The following is a 15,233-nucleotide window of genomic DNA, read 5'->3' on the forward strand; positions in this document are numbered from 1 at the left end:
CGGCATCGGCTCCCGGGATGACGACCGGGGCGAACAGCGGGGCGATCAGCTGCGCAGCGTGTCCGCCAGCAGCTCGATCGCGAAGCGGTAGCCGGCCACCCCGGCGCCGGCGATGACCGCCTGGGCCAGCGGGGAGACGAAAGAGTGCCGGCGGAACTCCTCGCGGGAGTGCACGTTCGACAGGTGCACCTCCACCACCGGCAGGGCCACGGCCCGCAGCGCGTCGGCGATCGCCACGGAGGTATGGGTGTAGGCCGCCGGGTTGATCACGATGCCCGCCGCCGTGCCCCGTGCGGCCTGGATCGCATCCACGAGCTCCCCCTCGTGGTTGGACTGGACCACGTCGACGGCGAAGCCTGTCGTGCGGCGGTGCTGCGGCACAGCTCATGGACGTCCTCCAGGGTCTCGGAGCCGTAGATCCCCGGCTCCCGAGTGCCCAGCAGGTTCAGGTTCGGCCCGTTGACGATCAGCAGCCGGCCGGTGCCGGAGGCGCCGTGCTCGGACGGGGTGCTGGTCTCTGCACTCATCGGTGCTCCTCTGCGGTGGTGCGCGGGTGGTCTGGCTCCGCCGACGTCGTCGTCGGTCCGCCGGTCATCAGCCTAGCCGCACCGGCGGCTCGGACGGCGAGTCCTCGGGCGACTCATGCTGTGCCGATCCAGCATGACCTCTCCCGCAGGTCAGCGCGCCGCGGTAACTTGTCGACCCATCCCAGCCTGTGACGCCAGTCACTGCTCTCGATGAGGAGACTCCACGATGACCTCGACCGCCCTCTCCCGACGCGCCCTGCCCGACGGCGCCCTCTCCCGACGCACAGTGCTCAGCACGCTCGGTCTCACCGCCGGAGGGACCGCCGCCCTGGCGGCCGGGATGCTTCCGGCTCCCCAGGCCGCGGCGGCCCCGACCTCGAGCGCTCCAGGGCACCGCGGCCCGGTGGCGTTCGTGGTGGGCGACTCCACGGCCTCCGTCTATGAGCAGGAGATCCGACCGCGCGCCGGCTGGGGGCAGGCGCTCCCGCTGCTCATGGGTCGCGGCGTGACCACCTTCGACTACGCCTGGTCCGGAGCCTCCTCGAAGAGCTTCTTCGAAGCCGGCAAGCTCGACGTGGTCCTGGACCTCATGCAGCCCGGAGACCTGCTGCTGATCTCCTTCGGCCACAACGACTCCAAGATCGAGGACCCGGACCGTGGCACCGATCCGGACACCACGTTCAAGGAGTATCTGACCCGCTATGTGGAGGGGGCCCGGCAGCAGGGCGGAGCTCCAGTGCTGGTGACGCCCGTGGAGCGACGTCGCTTCCACGCGGACGGGACCGCCGGCGACTCCCATGGAGACTATCCGCGGGCCATGAAGGAACTGGCCGAGGAGCTCGAGGTCCCCCTGGTGGACCTGACGGCGAGCTCGCGAGCGCTGTGGGAGGGGCTCGGACCTGAAGGGACGAAGGGGCACTTCATGCACCTCGAGCCCGGTGTGCATCCCCAGCATCCTGAAGGGGCCGAGGACAATACGCACTTCCAGGCCGTCGGGGCGCTCGCCGTCGCGCGGCTCGTCGCCCAGGGTCTGGTGGACCAGCAGGTCGTGTCCGGCAGCTGGTTCACCCGGCTGGAGCGGGAGATCGATGCGGAAGCGGAGATCCACTGGCCCGCTGAACGGACCATCGACGACGCCCTGATCCTTACGGTGGGCCCTGGAAAGGCTCACTCCACCGTCCAGGACGCCGTCGACGCCGCCCCTCGCGGGGCGGGCAGGCGCACCATCATCGCCATCGACCCCGGGGAGCACCGAGCGGTGGTCCATGTGCCCTCTGACGTGCCGCGGCTCACCTTCCTCGGGATGGGGGAGCGCCCGGAGGACACTGTGCTGGTCTACGACAACGCCAACGGCACACCCCATCCCGACGGCGGCACCTACGGCACCACCGGCAGCTCCACGGTCCGGGTCCACGCGCCCTTCTTCGAGGCCGAGAACCTGACGTTCGCCAATGACTTCGACCCCGCCGCGCATCCGGAGATCTCCGGAACCCAGGCGGTCGCCCTGCTGATCTCCGGCGACTTCTCCGTGCTGAGGAACGTGCGCTGCCTCGGCCGGCAGGACACGCTGTACGTGAACTCTCCGGGCACCGGGGTCCCCGCCCGGCACTACGTCACGGAAAGCCACGTCACCGGGGACGTGGACTTCATCTTCGGCCGCGGCACCGCGGTGTTCGACGCCTGCCGCATCGAGTCCCTGGACCGGGGCGAAGCCAACAACGGCTATGTGACCGCCAGCAGCCTGGACGGCTCCCTGCGCCACGGCATCCTTTTCGACGACTGCGCGTTCACCTCGACGGCGCCTCGGCGCACCGTCCATCTGGGGCGGCCCTGGCATCCCGGCGGCGATCCGGAGGCGAACCCGCAGGTGCTGGTCCGTCGCTGCCACCTGGGAGCCCACATCATGTCCAGCCCGTGGACCGACATGAGCGGGTTCTCGTGGCGCGACGCCCGCTTCGTCGAGTTCGAGAATCGGGGTCCCGGCTCACAAGTCACCGAGGATCGACCTCAGCTGCCGGTCGAGTCTGCCCCTGAGCACACTGTGGCCGCGTATCTCGCCGCCGACGACGGCTGGGCTCCTCAGCTGGCCGGCACGCCGGCCGACGCCTCGGCGCTGCTCGACGCCCGGGAGAGGGTGGCCCGCGGCGGGTGATCGGGCAGGCTGAGCGGGACGGTCAGGCAGGCCCGTTGGGCAGGCCTGGTGAGCAGGCCGGGTGAGCAGACAGACGGCGCCCACCTGCTCCCTGCGGAGCAGACGGGCGCCGTCTGGCGGATCGGCAGGGTCGTCCGGGTCAGGCGTCCGCCCCGTGCTTGGCGCGCATGTCCTCAGCGATCTGCTGCATCACCGAGGGGTCTGCCAGGGTGGAGGCGTCACCGGCCTCGCGGCCCTCGGCGACGTCCTTGAGCAGTCGGCGCATGATCTTCCCGGAGCGGGTCTTCGGCAGCTCCGGGACCACCAGCACGTTGCGCGGCTTGGCGATCGGGCCGATCTCCTGGCCCACATGGGCGCGGAGCTCCTGCTCCTTCTGCGCGGGATCGCCGCCCTCGGCGTCTCCGCGCAGGATCACGAAGGCGACCACCGCCTCACCCGTGGTGGCGTCCTTCGCCCCGACGACGGCGGCCTCGGCCACAGCCTCGTGGGAGACCAGGGCGGACTCGATCTCCGTGGTGGAGAGCCGGTGTCCGGAGACGTTCATGACGTCGTCGACGCGGCCCATCAGCCAGATGTCGCCGTCGTCGTCGGTGCGGGCGCCGTCGCCGGCGAAGTACACGTCCCCGAATCGCGCCCAGTAGGTCTCCTGATACCGCTCTGGGTTCTTCCAGATGCCGCGCAGCATGGAGGGCCACGGCTCCTTGATGACCAGCAGACCCGCCTCGCCCGTGCCCAGCGGGGTGCCCATCTCGTCCACCACGCCGATCTCCACGCCGGGGACCGCGGTCTGGGCGGATCCGGGCTTGGTGGCGGTGACCCCCGGGAGCGGGGCGATCATGTGGGCCCCGGTCTCGGTCTGCCACCAGGTGTCCACGATGGGCGCGGGGTGCTCCTTGGGCGGGTTGCCCGGCCCGTTGTTCGCGCCGATGACCTCCCGGTACCACATCCAGGCCTCCGGGTTGATGGCCTCGCCGACGGTGCCGAGCACGCGCAGGCTGGAGAGGTCGTACTGGTCGGGGATCTCGCGGCCCCACTTCATGCAGGTCCGGATCAGCGTGGGGGCCGTGTAGAACTGCGTGACCCGGTACTTCTGGACGATCTCCCACAGCCGGCCCTTGTGCGGGGAGTCCGGGGTGCCTTCGTAGACCACCTGGGTGGCGCCGTTCACGAGCGGGCCGTAGACGATGTAGGAGTGCCCGGTGACCCAGCCGACGTCGGCGGTGCACCAGTAGACGTCCTGCTCCGGCTTCAGGTCGAAGCTGTCCCGGTGGGTGACCGCGCACTGGGTCAGGTAGCCGCCGGTGGTGTGCAGGATGCCCTTGGGCTTCCCGGTGGTCCCCGAGGTGTAGAGGATGAACAGCGGGTGCTCGGAGTCGTGCGGCACGTAGCTGTGCTCCGTGGACTGCTGCGGCACCAGGTCATGCCACCAGGTGTCGATGTCGTGGACCGGGACGTCCTCCCCGTTGCGCCGGACCACCACCACGTGCTCCACGCTGTGGCCCGGGGCGGAGAGCGCCTCGTCCACGGCGGGCTTCAGCGGGGAGGGCTTGCCGCGGCGGTAGGAGCCGTCCGCGGTGACCACCAGCTTGGCCTCGGCGTCGTCGATGCGCGAGCGCAGCGCATCCGAGGAGAAGCCGCCGAAGACCACCGAGTGGATGGCGCCGATGCGGGCGCAGGCCAGCATGGTCACGATGGTCTCGGGGATCATCGGCATGTAGATCGCCACACGGTCGCCCTTGGCCAGGCCGAGCGACTCGAAGGCGTTGGCGGCGCGGGCGACGTCGTCCTTCAGCTCCGCGTAGGTGATGCTGCGGGAGTCGCCGGGCTCGCCCTCGAAGTGGATGGCCACCCGGTCCCCGCGGCCGGCCTCCACGTGGCGGTCCACGGCGTTGTAGGCGGCGTTGACCTCACCGCCGACGAACCACTTCGCGAAGGGAGCCTCGGACCAGTCGAGGGTCTCGGTGAAGTCGGTGTCCCAGCTCAGCACGGAGCGGGCCTGGTCCGCCCAGTAGCCGAGGCGGTCCGCGGCGGCCTTGTCATAGCGGTCCGCCGTCGCGACGGCGTGCGCGGCGAACTCCTCGCTGGGCGGGAACGCCCGAGTCTCCTTGAGCATGCTGTCCAGCTGGTTGTCTGCCGGGGGAGTGGGGGTCATGCGCTGTCCTCCTTGGGTGCTCCAGGTGCGCCGCAGTGCACCCGTCCCCCGCCCGGTGACCCCCGGGTCGGTCGGTGCGCGCGACGCCGTCCGACACCTTGCTGTGTCGCCGATCACAATACCGCGCGGGGCGTGCCCGAAGCGAGGTGCGCACCACATCGTGACGCACGCCATAGCTCGCTGACCTGGGATTTTCCGTGAGCGGTCATGACGAACGGTAGGTATTCTGCGACGAACGGTTCTCCCGGTGGGGGTCCGGCGGCGGCGACGTCGCCCGTAGAATGACCACGATGATGCGCGAGGAGACCCCGCTGGCGACCACTCGCCGGGTGCGGAAGATCAACAGGGTGCTGGCTGAGACCTACCCCTATGCCGTGGCCGAGCTCGACTTCGAGAACCCCTTCGAGCTGCTGGTGGCCACCGTGCTCTCCGCCCAGACCACAGACGTGCGCGTCAACCAGGTGACGCCCTCGCTGTTCGCCCGCTTCCCCGACGCCCATGCCATGGCGGTGGCCGACGAGCGCGAGCTCTCCGAACTGATCCGGCCCACCGGGTTCTACAAGTCCAAGGCCCGAGCCCTGCTCGGCCTCTCCCAAGCACTGGTCGACGAGCACGACGGCGAGGTGCCCGGCCGCCTTGAGGATCTGGTGAAGCTGCCGGGGGTGGGGCGCAAGACCGCCTTCGTGGTGCTGGGCAACGCCTTCGGCGAGCCCGGGCTGACGGTGGACACCCACTTCGGGCGGCTCGCCCGTCGGCTCGGCATGACCGAGCAGGAGGACCCGGTGAAGGTGGAGCGCGACGTCGCCGCCCTCTTCGAGCCCAAGGACTGGACGATGCTGTCCCACCGGCTGATCTTCCACGGACGCCGGGTCTGCCACGCCCGCCGACCGGCCTGCGGCGCCTGCCCGATCTCCCGCTGGTGCCCCTCCTACGGCGTCGGCGAGGTGGAGCCCCAGGCGGCGCGCGAGCTGCTCAAGTACGAGCTCGCCCCGGGCCGGGAGGAGCTGCTGGAGAAGATGCGGGCCGGGTGGACCCGCCGCCAGCTGCGCGAGGAAGGCTACTCGCTCAGTGCCTGAGCCGCAGAGCGGAGGCGTCCGCCGAGATGGACGCCGAGATGGACGCCGAGATCAGCAGGGGGTGGCCGCCCGGTACCGGGTGGCCGAGGACCTGACGCGTCTGGTCGCCGAAGCGGCGGACTACAGCGCGAACCATCCGGAGGCCGCCGAGCTGGGCGGATGGTGGTGGACCCCGGAGCCGGCTCTCGAGCCGCCCGCAGAGCCCGCCATGCGTGTCGGCGAGGGCCGGGAGGCTGCGGTGCTCGCCCTGTTCTGCCTCGGCCCGCATCTCGACGACGGCGGCTCGGACGGCCTGGTGGACCTCGAGGTCCCCTACATCCTGGTCACGGAGCGCTCCCGCGGACTCGCGAAGCACCCGGGGCAGGTGGCATTTCCCGGTGGGGCGCTCGAGGCCTTCGACCACGGTCCCGGTGCCGCCGCACTGCGTGAGGCGCACGAGGAGATCGGGTTGGACCCGGGCCGGGTCGAGGTGATCGGACTGCTGCCGCCGGCGCCCGTACCGATCAGCGGATTCATGGTCACCCCGGTGGTCGGGGTGACCGAGGATCCCGGCCAGCTGACTCCGCAGGCCGGGGAGGTGGACGCTGTGATCCGGGTGCCCGTGCGTCGACTCGTGGATCCGGCGAACCGGACCACCTCGGTGATCCGTCGCCACGGCACCACGCATCGGGCGCCGGCGTTCGTGGTGGACGGGACGCTGATCTGGGGTTTCACAGGGATTCTGCTGGATCGCATCCTCAGCAGGCTCGGCTGGGAGGAGCCCTGGGACCAGGAGGCCAGTGTGGACCCGCGGGAGTATCAGCCGCTGTTCTGATCGGCCTATGCGGATCCGCGGGCGCTGATCCGCCGCGGGGAGCGTTCCTCCACAGGCTCCGTGACACGCCGACCTCTCCACAGGGCCGCCCCGGGCCCTGGGCGTCTGCCGTGCCGCCCGAGATGCTGGGGCCATGCCGCTGCTCAGGTCAGATCGTCGCCGACCCTCCGTTCCGCCGGTCGGCGCCGAGACGGAGGATCCCTCGCTGCTGCTGGTCACCGCCGAGCCGACCCTCCGCGACGACGTGGCCCTGCTGGCCGCGGTCGTCGGTGCTCGCCTGGAGACCTTCTCCACCTGGCAGGAGGCGCCCAACCGCCAGTGGGCGGCAGTGCTGTGCGGACCGGACGCCCCGCCGCCGGAGAGCAGACGCGACGAGGTTCTGCTCGTCACCGACGCGGGCAGCTGTGCCGACCCTTGGGCCCTGGCCGCTGAGCATCCCCCTCTGCGGCCTGTGCCCCTGCCGGCCGGTGAGCAGTGGCTCGTCGACCATCTGGCCGCCCAGGTCATGGACCGACTGCCCGGGCGCGTGGTGACCGTGATGGGTGCCCTGGGCGGCGTCGGAGCCTCCACGGTCGCCTATCTGACGGCCGCCGAGGCGGCTGCCCGCGGGATGGGAGTGCTGCTGCTGGACGCCGACGCCGGGGCCGGCAGCGGGCTGCGTGCCCTGCGGGAGCAGGCCCGACGCGCCGGAGTGCTCACCGGGGCGTCGAGCGCCCTGGACTGGGAGGAGCTCGATGCGCTCGACGGTCCCCTCTCGGCGGCCCAGCTCACCGCTGCGCTCGCCGAGGTGGACGGGATCTCGCTGCTCACCGGGGAGGCCTCCGAGGATGACGCCGGTCCCCGAGCCTTGGCGGCGGTGGTCACCGCCGCTCGGCGTGCCGTGGACCTGGTGGTGGTCGACGCCGCCGCGACGCCCGGGCGTGCTGGGGGCCCTCGGGGGAGCGCCGGAGGCGGGACTCCTGGTGACCGAACCCTCCGCACGCGGCGCGGCGGCCGTCGCGGAGATGCCGCTGCGCGGCCATGACGTGGACTGGTCCCTGGTGATCAACGGCGCCGCCCGCGGAGGGATCACGGCCGCGGAGCTGCCCCGTCGTCTGGGGATCCCGGTGGCCGCCGAGCTCGCCGAGCAGCGGTGGCTGCGGCGGGCAGAAGAGTTCGGGGAGGCCTACGAGGTGCTGCGCAGCCGACGGGGCGCGTCCTTCGCGCAGGCGCTGTTGGAGGCTGTCGGTGTGGGGACCCAGGGGCCTGACGCCGTCGTCCGGAGGATGGGCGGAGGTGGCCGGGATGCCTGAAAGGAGCCATCGACCGCCGCTGGCCATCGGATCGCGGTCAGGAGGCTCCAGGGCCGGGGGCGCGCGACGCCAGGGGCCGCCGCGGGACGGTGGACTGGAGGAACTGCAGGGCCGGCTCCGCGAGGAGCTCACGGCGGGCACCGAGCCGCTGACCGCGGCCCGGATCGCTGAGGTGGTGCGGGACTCCGGGGTCGCCCTGGGTGCTGAGACCACGCGTCGCCTGGTGGGATCCCTGCGGGACGAACTGGTCGGCATGGGGCCGCTGCAGCGTTTCGTGGACAGTCCCGGAGTCACCGACGTGCTGGTGGACGGCCGGCGGCGCGTCTGGGTCGACGGAGTCGAGGGGCTCGCCGACACCGGCGTGCGCCTCGACTCGGAGGAGCAGGCACGGGGCTTGGCGCGGCGACTCATCTCCCTCTCCGGCGGGCGGTTGGACGAGGGCCACCCCTGCGCCGACGGTCGCCTGGGACCCTGCCGCATCCATGCCGTGATCCCGCCGGTGGCGGTCGAGGGGACGCTGATCTCCGTGCGGATCTCCCGCGCGGCGCAGGCCGGTCTCGATGACCTCGCCCGGCAGTGGCACGGACCGCGGATCTGGCTGGAGCTCATCCGGGGCATCGTCGGCGCCCGGCTGAACGTGCTGATCTCCGGGGCCACCGGCTCCGGAAAGACGAGCCTGCTGGCCGCCATGCTCGGTGAGGCTCCCCCACAGGAGAGGATCCTCATCGTCGAGGACACCGCCGAGATGGTCCCGGACCACCCGCACGTCGTCCATCTGCAGGGTCGGGCCGGCAACGTGGAGGGCGCCGGACGCATCGAGATGGGCGACCTGGTCCGCCAGACGCTGCGGATGCGGCCCGATCGGCTCATCGTCGGTGAATGTCGCGGCGCGGAGCTGCGCGACTTTCTGGCTGCCATGAACACCGGGCACCACGGGGCGGCCGGCACGGTGCACGCCAACTCCCCCGACGCCGTCCCGGCTCGGCTGGCCGCCATGGGCGCGCTGGCGGGCATGCCTCCGGAGGCGGTGCAGCTGCAGGTGGCGGCCGCCCTGGATGTGGTCGTCCATGTCGAGCGGCGCGGAGGCCGGCGGATGCCCGTGGCGGCCTCGTGGTGCGGCAGCGGCAGGGTCGCCTGCACATGGAGCCCGCCCTCAGCATGGAAGGCCCTCTGCCGGGAGCCGGTGAGGTGAGGCAGGGGCCGGCCTGGGAGGAGCTCGCTGCGCGCAGCGGAGCCGCGGGAAGCCTCCACGGGACACGGCAGCCCCGGTCGGACGACGCGTCGCAGGGGTCGAGATGATCGATGCCGTCCTGCTGATCTCTGCGGGGACGCTCGCGGCCGGAACCGTCCTGCTGCTCCTGCCGGGGGCCGCCGCGCCGGAGATCGTCGGAGAGGCCGCCGGGCCGATGCCGGGCCAGATCAGACGGGTGCGCGGACTCCTCGACGGCGTCCGGAGGCGGCTCACCGGACGGGCGCGGGGTGCAGACGTGATCCGAGAGTCCGCGACGCTGCTCAGGCAGCTCGCCGCCCTGCTGCAGTCGGGACGAGGGCCTGGCCGGGTCTGGGACGATCTGGCCCGGAGATGGGCGATGGCCGATCGGGGAAGTTCCTCGGGACCGGCGGCCGGGGTGGCGACCCGCGGCGCGCACCCCCTGGCTCAGGTGTGCGGCCCGGGCCGCGGCCGCCGACCGCATGGGCAGGGGTGCCGCAGACGGACTCGAACGATTCGCCGGCGAACTGCAGGCCCGGCTCGCGCACGAGAGGGCCGCCGGGACGGGGTCTGCGCGAGGTTCCCATCCAGCGGGGTCCCGCCGGTGGGGACGGACAGGCGGGCGGCGAGGTCCGGTCCGATCATGGGTCACCGGCTCGCGGCGTGAAGACCAGAGGCTGCTCGACGTCGTCGGCCGTCTTGCCGGGCTGCTGAGGCTCTCCGAGGAGACCGGAGCTCCACTGTCCCGCCTGGTGGAGGAGCTGGCCGCCACTCTCGACGACGACGGTGAGGCCGCCGCGGCGATAGCCTCCGCCGCGGCCGGGCCGCGTCTGACCCAGCGGGTCCTCGCGGGGCTGCCGCTGGGCGGCGTCCTGGTCGGCCAGCTCATCGGTGCGGATGCGGTCGCGGTGCTGCTGGGCAGCGCCCTGGGGATCGCCTGCCTCGTGGCGGGGGCTGTTCTGATGGTGCTCGGGATGCTGTGGAGCCGACGGATGATCCAGGCGGTGGAGAGCCATGCATGAGCTGCTGACGACGGCCCCGAGCATCCTCCTGGCAGCGGCTGCGGCGTTGTTGATGGTCCCTCCGGCCCCGAGCCTGCCCGATGCGGGTCCGGGGCGGGAGCCGGGACCGTCGCGGATCGCGGCCGGCATCACCGCTGAAGGCCCAGCGGTGGAGGAGCTGCGGACTGCCCCGGATGCCGCGATGCTGCTGGATCTGACCGCCGCGCTGCTGACCTCTGGGGTCGGTGTCGAGGCCGCCCTGGACCGGCTGGCCCGGACAGTTCCCGGGGCGGAGCCGCTCGCGACGGTCCACCGCGCCCTGGTGGCGGGTGCCGGGTGGGAGGAGGCATGGTCCGGACAGGACCGGGAGCTGGCGGAGCTCGGTGCGCAGCTCTCCTTCGCCCACGCCACCGGAGCTCCCACGGCTGAGCTGCTGCAGGCCGGGGCGCAGCAGCTGCGGCGGCGACGTCGTCATGAGGCCCAGCGACGCGCCGAGGAGCTCGGAGTGAAGATGGTGATGCCGCTGGGGGCCTGCTTTCTGCCCGCGTTCATTCTGCTCGGCGTGGTGCCGGTGCTGCTCGGGCTGCTGCCGCAGGTGTTCAGCCTGTGAGTGCCCAGATCCGGCCGGTGGGCGAACCGGGGCGGGCGGCCCCGGGGCGAGCGGTCAGCCCGACCCTCGGCAGCCGGGCGAGCGTCTCATGCCGCGGTCCGCCGCCCGGGCCAGCCCCGAGCTCGGAGAGCATCAGCTGTGCCTCGTCCACGCTCCAGGGCGGACCCTCATAGACGGCCAGGGCCTCGGCCAGCCGATGCAGCTGCTCGGCGGCGTCGGCTCCCGGTCCGCGGTGCCGCCCTCTGCCGTTCCCCGCACGACCCCGGGCTCGGGCCAGGGTGAGGTGCGCTCGTCGCCGCTCCGGGCGCTCCACGGTGGAACCCGCCGCTCGACCGGCGCGCTCGCAGGCTGCCATGAGGTCCGTCAGGGGGCCGTTGCGGCGGCTGTGGGCGGCAGGCGCCAGGTCCTGGACGCCGGCCCACAGCGTCCGGGAGGAGAACACACCTGCCCCGCGCAGCCGAAGCTCCAGGGGAGGACACTCCTCCATCACGACGCCGAGCGCGTCATGGAGCTCCTCCACCGCACCAGCCGGGAGCTCTCCGAAGAAAGCCACGGTGATGTGGCGCAGCTCCTCCGGCACCCAGCGCAGCGCGGGGGGACCGTGTCCGGTCTCCAGGGGAACCAGGGCCCGCACCGATTCCAGGGCGTTGTCCAGATGGTCCAGCACCTCCGGCGGCGGGGTCAGCGACACGAAGAGCCTCATGAGGTCAGCATGCCCTGGCGTGCCGTCCGAGGAAAGGCCAGGGGGACGCCACCAGAGGATTCAGCGCAGATGCACGGAGAGCCCGGTCTCGCCGGGACGCACGTCGGGCTGGAGCTCCCACTGGTCGGTGTAGTCACCGGTGAACTGCTCCCGGTAGGGCAGCGGGGCCTCGTCGAAGATCCCCTCGAGGCGACGTGCCAGCGACTGCGCCGCCGCAGCGTAGGACTCGGAGTCCGTGAAGTCAGCACTGGGCAGTGCCCATGGAGACAGAGGTGCCATGCCCGTGTAGGCGAAGGTGCCGTGGAGCAGACCGAACAGCAGCTCGTGGAGCTCGCCGCCCTTCCCCCGCGGGCCGATCGAGGCCGGACGGTCCCCCAGCGTGGTCACCACCAAGGCGCGGGTGCCCCGGAAGGGGCCCTGCTCGAAGCGGAGCCGGCGGCCGGTGACGGGGTCGGTCCCGAAGGCGAATCCGGAGACGAACACCCGGTCGAACCAACCCTTCAGCATCGCTGGCATTCCGTACCACCAGAGGGGGAACTGCACGATGACGGCATCGGCGCCGCGCAGCTTCTCCTGCTCCGCGGCCACGTCGTCACACGGTGCACCCTCGAGCTGGGCGCGCCGCCCCGCCGCTGTGACGCGCACCGGGGCGTCGGTGCCTCGCCGGTCCAGGTTCTCCGCGCGCACCACAGGATCCCAGCCCATGGCGTAGAGATCGGACTGGATCACAGCGTGGCCGCGCCGGCTGAGCGCCTCGATGCCGTCACGCCGGAGCCGTCCGGTCAGCGACTCCGGCTCAGGATGGGCGCTGACCCACAACACAGTGCGACCAGACACGGAGGAGGAGGAAGAAAGCGACGGAGCTGACATAGGAGCAGTCTGCTCCGCTAGGGTGAGAATCACCAGTACGGACATTCTTGTCCCTATAGGGATCCACGGTGCCGTGTCCTTCTGCCGATCGGAGTCTGTGATGCGCCTCCCCGTCCGACGCGCCGTCGAGGTCTGCCCCGTGGAGGTGGCGGTCTCGATCCTCGGCGGCACCTGGAAGCTCACGCTGGTCAAGCACCTGACCGCCGGTCCGCTGCGTTTCGGCGAGCTTGGCCGGCGCGTCCCGGCCGCGAACCGCAAGACGCTCACCCGTGCCCTGCGCGAGCTGGAGGAGGACGGAATCGTCCACCGCGACGTCCACGCGGAAGTCCCTCCCCGAGTGGAGTACTGCCTGACGGCCCTGGGCGGAACTCTCGCCCCGATCGTCGAGGCCATGGACAGCTGGGGCGCGGACTATGCCGCTCGTCTCGCCGCCGACCCGCTCCAGGGGCGCGGCAGCAGCCGCTCGGCGTGAGCACATCGCGCCGACCAGGAGCACGAACCCGCCGGCCTCACCCCGGCAGGATCCGGATCTGCTGCTGGCCTCCGGCACGGTCGCGGACCATCACACCGTGGGCGGCCAGCTGATCGCGCAGCACCTCAGCCTGGGCGGCATCGCCGGTCTCGAGCGCGCGCCGTCGGTCCCGCAGCATCGCATGCATCTCGGCATCCAGCTCCTGGCTGCGGTCGACCCACGGGTGGAACTCCACATCGCGGGGATCAGTGGTGCCGGACCAGGGCAGGCCGAACATGGTGAAGGCCTCCTTCAGCTCGGAGGCCAGCCCGTCCTCCGCCGGGGTGCGGGCAAGCTCGTGCCCAGCGCGGCCCAGAAGCACCAGGTCCGCGTCGTCCAGGAAGACCTCGGTGATGTCCCGGTGCTGGAACGCCGCCGGCCCTTCCGGGCGGTCCAAGGTCACGGTCTGGGAGTCGATCGTCAGCCGTCCTACCCGCCGGTCCCGAGCCGAGGAGACCCACAGGCCGATCACGGCACCCAGGACCATGAGGACCGGGACCGACCAGATCAGGCGCACCTGGTCCATCATCTCCACCAGGGTCGGCGGAGAGTCCAGCCGGGTCATGAGCCAGGCGGCGGTGGGGCCGATCGCCATCGCGACCAGGCCTCCCATGGCCGCCCCGGCCACGGTGAAGGCCAGGACCAGGCGGGACCGTAGACGCACCGTCACGGGTGCTTCCGGCGTCGTCGGGGATGGTGTCGTCGGGACCATCGTCGGCCTCCTCTCCCGCGGGGACAGCTCGTGGGTCCATTGTCCTCCTGGCGTCCACGGGTCTCCAAGGGTCGACGGTTCTCTCAGCCTGTCCAGAGCGCGCGGTAGAACTCGATCCGCTCCGCATCCGGCTCCACCCCGTAGGCGTCGAAGAACAGATCATCGTGGCCGGGGCCGAAATTGACGTCCCAGCTGATGCTCATCGAGGCGATCGCCAGGTCGGCCCACCGGTCTGCCACGCCCAGCGCGCCGAGGTCCACATGGGCGATCGCCTGGCCGTCGGAGTCCAGCAGCGTGTTCGGCACGCACGGGTCACCGTGGCAGACCACCAGCCGCTCCGGCTCAGGGGCGTCGGCCAGCCGCCCGTCCAGCCACCGGCAGGTGAACGGGCAGTCCTCCACGGGAAGGGCCTCGTGAAGTCGCCGCAGGCCCCGCGCGATGGCCGGCACGGCCCTGGCCGGGTCCGCCGTCCAGCCGCCAGCCAGCGGGTTCTCTCCCGGCAGGCCCGCGGTGAGCAGCCAGGCTCCGAAGGTGCCAGCACCCCGGGCGGCGCCGTCATCGACCTCGGGAGACTCCGGCACGGCCTCGACGTCCGGCACGGCCTCGACGTCCGGCACCGTCCCGACATCCAGCACCTGCGGCACGGAGAGGAATCGGCCGGCCCAGTCCAGCCGGCGCGCCTCCTCGGGCAGGTCGACGTCGGCCAGCAGCGCGGAGGAGAGCCCGTCATGCGGCTGCCATTTCAGGTACCGCGCCCCGCCGTCGAGTCGGAACGTCCGTCCGCCGAGCTCATTGGTCCACACCAGCTCAGCGGAGCGGCCGAGCCGCTCGAGGACCGCAGGGGGAAGTCCGGCGACGTCGTGCGCCTCCCTCAGGTGCGGGGTGTCCGTCATGGGTCCGTCCGTTCGTCGTCAGGCGCAGGCACGCGCCACGTCAGGTCAGTGCCGCATCGGTCAGTGCGGCATCGAGTCAGCGCCGCCTCAGGTCGGCCTCGCATGAGGTCAGAGCCGCAGCGCCGAGACGAGGCGCGCGGCAGTGGCCCGGGGGTCGTCGAGCGGGCGGTCCTCGTAGGCGGCGAGGAAGGCCTCGTGGAACGCCGCGCCGACCAGCAGCTGGGCGGCTGCGTCCGGGTCCACCTCGGGGGAGATGCCCCCTCGGGAGATCTCGGTGGTCAGCAGGTCGGCCACCGCTGCAGACGGCGCCCGGGGTCCGGCGCCCCGGGCAGCCAGGGCATCCCGGTGGAGCGTGAGGAGGCCCCGATCGCCGAAGAGCGCGGCCGCCATCGGGAAGTTCTGCGCGTAGAACTCCAGAAGTCGGGAGGTGATCGCGCAGAGGCGCTCGCGGGCGTCGCCGTCGTCGGGCCCTGCCGGGGTGAGCCGGGGGGAGCGTTCCTGGAGCACGGCCAGGAAGAGATCTCGTTTGTCGGGGAAGTGCTTGTACAGCAGCGCTTCGGAGCACCCCGCCGTGCGGGCGATGAGCTTCGTGGTGGCGCGCACCAGGCCGTCCTCGCGCATCACCTGGGCGGCGGCGTCGAGGATGCGCTCGCGGGCGGGTCGAGGGTGCCCCTGCTCTGGACTTCTCACCATGGGGCCAGCATACTGGT

At 72.0% G+C, this 15,233-nt stretch carries 15 protein-coding genes and 1 pseudogene; 9 read left to right on the plus strand and 7 right to left on the minus strand.

All coding sequences use genetic code 11. The features are described 5' to 3' along the window. Window positions 1-45: 45 nt before the first annotated feature. A pseudogene (gene aroQ / locus BCY76_RS04375) lies at window positions 46-527 on the minus strand (type II 3-dehydroquinate dehydratase). Window positions 528-753: 226 nt separating this feature from the next. Between aroQ and BCY76_RS04380 the strand changes: the two are divergent. Further along, complete coding sequence (locus BCY76_RS04380; protein ID WP_070160103.1) at window positions 754-2,679, plus strand: pectinesterase family protein; 1,926 nt, start codon at window positions 754-756, stop codon at window positions 2,677-2,679. Window positions 2,680-2,818: 139 nt separating this feature from the next. Here the strand turns inward: BCY76_RS04380 and acs are convergent, their stop codons facing one another. Then, the gene (gene acs / locus BCY76_RS04385) at window positions 2,819-4,831 is read right to left on the minus strand and encodes an acetate--CoA ligase (RefSeq protein WP_070160105.1); all 2,013 of its coding nucleotides are present in this window, start codon (window positions 4,829-4,831) and stop codon (window positions 2,819-2,821) included. A 281-nt stretch (window positions 4,832-5,112) separates the two neighbouring features. On the opposite strand from acs, the gene nth reads away from it, so the two are divergent. The 7 genes from nth to BCY76_RS04420 all read left to right on the plus strand — a co-directional run bounded on the left by nth (window position 5,113) and on the right by BCY76_RS04420 (window position 10,834). After that, window positions 5,113-5,907, plus strand: a complete 795-nt coding sequence (gene nth / locus BCY76_RS04390) for an endonuclease III (protein WP_070160107.1) — start codon at window positions 5,113-5,115, stop codon at window positions 5,905-5,907. Then, a complete protein-coding gene (locus BCY76_RS04395; RefSeq protein WP_139827609.1) occupies window positions 5,900-6,721 on the plus strand; it encodes an NUDIX hydrolase in 822 nt (273 codons plus the stop codon). The genes nth and BCY76_RS04395 overlap by 8 nt, the downstream gene beginning before the upstream one ends. 133 nt (window positions 6,722-6,854) lie before the next feature. Further along, complete coding sequence (locus BCY76_RS04400; RefSeq protein WP_085437223.1) at window positions 6,855-7,745, plus strand: hypothetical protein; 891 nt, start codon at window positions 6,855-6,857, stop codon at window positions 7,743-7,745. Beyond that, window positions 7,684-8,013 carry a hypothetical protein gene (locus tag BCY76_RS04405; protein ID WP_085437225.1) on the plus strand — a complete coding sequence of 110 codons (330 nt, stop codon included), beginning with the start codon at window positions 7,684-7,686 and terminating at the stop codon, window positions 8,011-8,013. Before BCY76_RS04400 ends, BCY76_RS04405 begins: the two co-directional genes overlap by 62 nt. Further along, window positions 8,006-9,205, plus strand: a complete 1,200-nt coding sequence (locus BCY76_RS04410; protein ID WP_139827610.1) for a TadA family conjugal transfer-associated ATPase — start codon at window positions 8,006-8,008, stop codon at window positions 9,203-9,205. The genes BCY76_RS04405 and BCY76_RS04410 overlap by 8 nt, the downstream gene beginning before the upstream one ends. A gap of 770 nt (window positions 9,206-9,975) precedes the next feature. Further along, window positions 9,976-10,245, plus strand: a complete 270-nt coding sequence (locus tag BCY76_RS17410) for a type II secretion system F family protein (protein ID WP_139827611.1) — start codon at window positions 9,976-9,978, stop codon at window positions 10,243-10,245. Continuing rightward, complete coding sequence (locus BCY76_RS04420) at window positions 10,238-10,834, plus strand: type II secretion system F family protein (RefSeq protein ID WP_083277491.1); 597 nt, start codon at window positions 10,238-10,240, stop codon at window positions 10,832-10,834. The genes BCY76_RS17410 and BCY76_RS04420 overlap by 8 nt, the downstream gene beginning before the upstream one ends. On the opposite strand, the gene thpR is transcribed toward BCY76_RS04420, so the two are convergent. After that, a complete protein-coding gene (gene thpR, locus BCY76_RS04425) occupies window positions 10,824-11,537 on the minus strand; it encodes an RNA 2',3'-cyclic phosphodiesterase (protein ID WP_085437229.1) in 714 nt (237 codons plus the stop codon). The two genes, BCY76_RS04420 and thpR, sit on opposite strands and share 11 nt — an antisense overlap. Before the next feature lie 60 nt (window positions 11,538-11,597). Then, window positions 11,598-12,359, minus strand: a complete 762-nt coding sequence (locus tag BCY76_RS04430; RefSeq protein WP_070160117.1) for an NAD(P)H-dependent oxidoreductase — start codon at window positions 12,357-12,359, stop codon at window positions 11,598-11,600. Window positions 12,360-12,507: 148 nt separating this feature from the next. Between BCY76_RS04430 and BCY76_RS04435 the strand changes: the two genes are divergently transcribed. Next, the gene (locus tag BCY76_RS04435) at window positions 12,508-12,879 is read left to right on the plus strand and encodes a winged helix-turn-helix transcriptional regulator (RefSeq protein ID WP_070160138.1); all 372 of its coding nucleotides are present in this window, start codon (window positions 12,508-12,510) and stop codon (window positions 12,877-12,879) included. A 37-nt stretch (window positions 12,880-12,916) separates the two neighbouring features. Here BCY76_RS04435 and BCY76_RS04440 read toward each other — a convergent pair whose 3' ends face one another. From BCY76_RS04440 to BCY76_RS04450, 3 genes are all read right to left on the minus strand, one after another. After that, the gene (locus tag BCY76_RS04440) at window positions 12,917-13,630 is read right to left on the minus strand and encodes a YqeB family protein (protein WP_139827612.1); all 714 of its coding nucleotides are present in this window, start codon (window positions 13,628-13,630) and stop codon (window positions 12,917-12,919) included. An 83-nt stretch (window positions 13,631-13,713) separates the two neighbouring features. After that, window positions 13,714-14,523: an aminoglycoside 3'-phosphotransferase gene (locus BCY76_RS04445; RefSeq protein ID WP_070160120.1), complete on the minus strand. Its 810-nt coding sequence runs from the start codon at window positions 14,521-14,523 to the stop codon at window positions 13,714-13,716. A 108-nt stretch (window positions 14,524-14,631) separates the two neighbouring features. Further along, window positions 14,632-15,216 (minus strand): TetR/AcrR family transcriptional regulator, encoded by a 585-nt coding sequence (locus tag BCY76_RS04450; protein WP_070160140.1) that lies wholly within the window; start codon window positions 15,214-15,216, stop codon window positions 14,632-14,634. Between the last annotated feature and the right edge of the window lie 17 nt (window positions 15,217-15,233).

The organism is Nesterenkonia sp. PF2B19 (genome assembly GCF_001758425.2).
GTDB classification, from domain to species: domain Bacteria; phylum Actinomycetota; class Actinomycetes; order Actinomycetales; family Micrococcaceae; genus Nesterenkonia; species Nesterenkonia aethiopica.

What these genes read in the sequence shown, in the direction of transcription:
- BCY76_RS04380 (WP_070160103.1), top strand. Translation starts at nt 754, where the DNA reads ATGACCTCGACCGCCCTCTCCCGACGCGCCCTGCCCGACGGCGCCCTC.
- acs (WP_070160105.1), bottom strand. Translation starts at nt 4,831, where the DNA reads ATGACCCCCACTCCCCCGGCAGACAACCAGCTGGACAGCATGCTCAAG.
- nth (WP_070160107.1), top strand. Translation starts at nt 5,113, where the DNA reads ATGACCACGATGATGCGCGAGGAGACCCCGCTGGCGACCACTCGCCGG.
- BCY76_RS04400 (WP_085437223.1), top strand. Translation starts at nt 6,855, where the DNA reads ATGCCGCTGCTCAGGTCAGATCGTCGCCGACCCTCCGTTCCGCCGGTC.
- BCY76_RS04410 (WP_139827610.1), top strand. Translation starts at nt 8,006, where the DNA reads ATGCCTGAAAGGAGCCATCGACCGCCGCTGGCCATCGGATCGCGGTCA.
- BCY76_RS04420 (WP_083277491.1), top strand. Translation starts at nt 10,238, where the DNA reads ATGCATGAGCTGCTGACGACGGCCCCGAGCATCCTCCTGGCAGCGGCT.
- thpR (WP_085437229.1), bottom strand. Translation starts at nt 11,537, where the DNA reads ATGAGGCTCTTCGTGTCGCTGACCCCGCCGCCGGAGGTGCTGGACCAT.
- BCY76_RS04435 (WP_070160138.1), top strand. Translation starts at nt 12,508, where the DNA reads ATGCGCCTCCCCGTCCGACGCGCCGTCGAGGTCTGCCCCGTGGAGGTG.
- BCY76_RS04440 (WP_139827612.1), bottom strand. Translation starts at nt 13,630, where the DNA reads ATGGTCCCGACGACACCATCCCCGACGACGCCGGAAGCACCCGTGACG.
- BCY76_RS04445 (WP_070160120.1), bottom strand. Translation starts at nt 14,523, where the DNA reads ATGACGGACACCCCGCACCTGAGGGAGGCGCACGACGTCGCCGGACTT.
- BCY76_RS04450 (WP_070160140.1), bottom strand. Translation starts at nt 15,216, where the DNA reads ATGGTGAGAAGTCCAGAGCAGGGGCACCCTCGACCCGCCCGCGAGCGC.